At 59.8% G+C, this 2,266-nt stretch carries 2 protein-coding genes and 1 pseudogene; all 3 read left to right on the top strand.

Translation table 11 applies throughout. From position 1 onward, the window contains the following. Positions 1-308: hypothetical protein (locus KP814_RS32365; RefSeq protein WP_216740648.1), on the top strand; the 308-nt coding region annotated here is incomplete at its 5' end. Further along, the gene (locus tag KP814_RS32370; protein ID WP_216740649.1) at positions 308-1,240 is read left to right on the top strand and encodes a hypothetical protein; all 933 of its coding nucleotides are present in this window, start codon (positions 308-310) and stop codon (positions 1,238-1,240) included. The genes KP814_RS32365 and KP814_RS32370, both read left to right, overlap by 1 nt. Before the next feature lie 2 nt (positions 1,241-1,242). Then, a pseudogene (locus tag KP814_RS32375) lies at positions 1,243-2,266 on the top strand (hypothetical protein); the annotation flags it as partial.

The following is a 2,266-nucleotide window of genomic DNA, read 5'->3' on the forward strand; positions in this document are numbered from 1 at the left end:
TTTTACCCTACAAAGGCAATCGCGCGAACTTCAAATTCCGCTTCATCGACGGCGAATGGCGTCAGCCAGAAAGCTGGCCCTGGAATAACAGCGTGATCACCCGCGACACGGAAGGCCATTATCCGCTCATGCCGATTGTGCTCAATGATCCCGCCAATACCTATGGCGAACTGGATGGCGTGTATTTTGTGCCGGGGTTCGCCAACGCCGTGGAAAGCACTGTCATTGCCGATGGCGTCGAGCATCTGGTGGTCCAGGATGTGTTTCGCACAGGCGTGCGCGACTACTTTGCGTTGAGGTTGGCGTAATGGCGTATGAAACCGGACAGGTCGGTTCTAACTCCGCGTTGAGGGACGCGATGATGCTGTTTGCCGAAGCCAATGGCTGGCGCATTCAGGGAGACTCACTCAGTAAAGGCGTCAATCATGTGAGTCTGACATTGGCGGACCCCGACCAGGTGGTCATTGCCGGCGCCAATAGCGCGGATTTCAGCGTCGATCCTTGTCCGCAAAAGGCGCGTATCTGGCTTCCCAGCTCCGCGTGGCCCGTCACTTATCACTTGTTCGCCCATGAGTCGCCCGACCTGCTGCTTTGTGTCGTGAATTACACCGTGTCCCGGCATCAATGGATGGCTTGTGGCGACATTCAGAAGTATGGCGCCTGGGAGGGCGGCAACTGGTTTGCGGCGTCTCACTGCATGGCCGCCAAATCAACGAACGGGTTCTATTTCACCCCAACGCAGGCGGGAGAAGGCCAATACCGAGCGGGCTACTGGCGCTCACCGGCGGCGCCGTTTTGGAACACTCGTAATACAGACTCTCATTCCAACGGCTTTCAGCATTATCGGGCGAGCTTTCTGCACTGTCGGGTGGACGGAAATATCTGGCCCGGCGCGAACGCCAACAATACGGTCTGGCCGTCTTTTCCCCAGTACGCGCATCCCATTCAGATGCGCCAACCCAACAGTTGGAGCCAGCAATCGGTGATGACGCCGATGTGGTTGTGGCTGCCGCGCTCAGACGGATACATTTCATTGTTAGGGCATTTGGAGCACTGGCGCAGCCTGCGGCTCAATTACTACAACGCCGGGGATATCCTCACGTTAGGGGGCGAGCGCTGGAAAGTGTTCCCCTGGTGGGAAAAAGACATACAGAGCCCTAATGGCTCCTACGGCAGTTCTGCGGGGTCGCGTCTGTCGACGGGCACCTTTGGTTTCGCCGTACGCTATGACGGCCCCTGACCATGACGGCTGTAGAAGGTTTTATCCCCGCGTCCTGTAGCGCCGTATGGAACAACCCACGCCTGACGCAGGCCATGGAGCATCTCACGCTGCCTGCCTGGCCGCCCGACGTGAGCGCGATCGCCAGTCCTGCGTCAACGCGCTCCCAACTCAAAGCCGCCACGTTTACGCCGCGAATCCCCCGAGAAGGGGCGATCGCCGGAAGCTTTGGCGTGGACTGGTATCACCGGGTGCATGTTCTGCCTGAGCGCATTGACCTGGGCAGCGTGGCTTCGGTGCAGATGCGTGAGATAGAAGTCTGGAATGCGCACATGCAGCCCCAGACGCTGGACTCCGTGGCGCGCGAAGCCGCCGAAGGCATGACGCTGACCGGGCCGGCTTCGCCGCCGACGCAGTTTGACGCCTTGGAGTCGCGCCGCTATTCGTTGTCCGTGGCGCCCAACGGACCTCCGCAGGTGGAGGCGCAATTTCGTTTTTTATTTAGCTCGGATACGCCCACGCTAGGGGTGACAGGGCGACGCATTGTCGGCTGGACGCTATCGCCGGACTGGACTGAACCGGTGATTGAACGCCTGGAGTGGCTCACTGACGTGATGCGCTCCCACTCTGGCGTGGAACAGCGAGTCAGAGTGCGGGCGCATCCCCGACGCATGCTGGAATACCGAGTGTTGGCAGGTGTGGATCGCCCCCGTGTGATGATGGAGAACCTGCTTATCTCTTGGCAAGCGCGTGTCTATGGATTGCCATGGTGGATAGACGCCGCCGTTTCCGCGACACCCATCGCCGCCGGCGTCCAGACGCTTTCCATCGATACGTTGCACCGTGATTATGCGGTCGGCGGCTTGCTGACACTCGTACACGATTTGCGTGCGGAGTTTGCGGAGATCGCCGCGGTCGAGCCAAACCAATTGCACCTTAAACGGCCCCTGGAGCAAAGCTGGCCCGCTGGAACCCGAATAGCGCCGGTACACTCCGCTCGCGTGGGGAGTAGCCAGAATCTGTCCTACGTGACCGACGCCATTGTCG

Origin of the sequence: Hahella sp. HN01 (assembly GCF_018986435.1) — a bacterium.
GTDB lineage: Bacteria > Pseudomonadota > Gammaproteobacteria > Pseudomonadales > Oleiphilaceae > Hahella.

Coding starts and splice junctions, on each gene's coding strand:
- KP814_RS32370 (WP_216740649.1), top strand. CDS start 308: ATGGCGTATGAAACCGGACAGGTCGGTTCTAACTCCGCGTTGAGGGAC.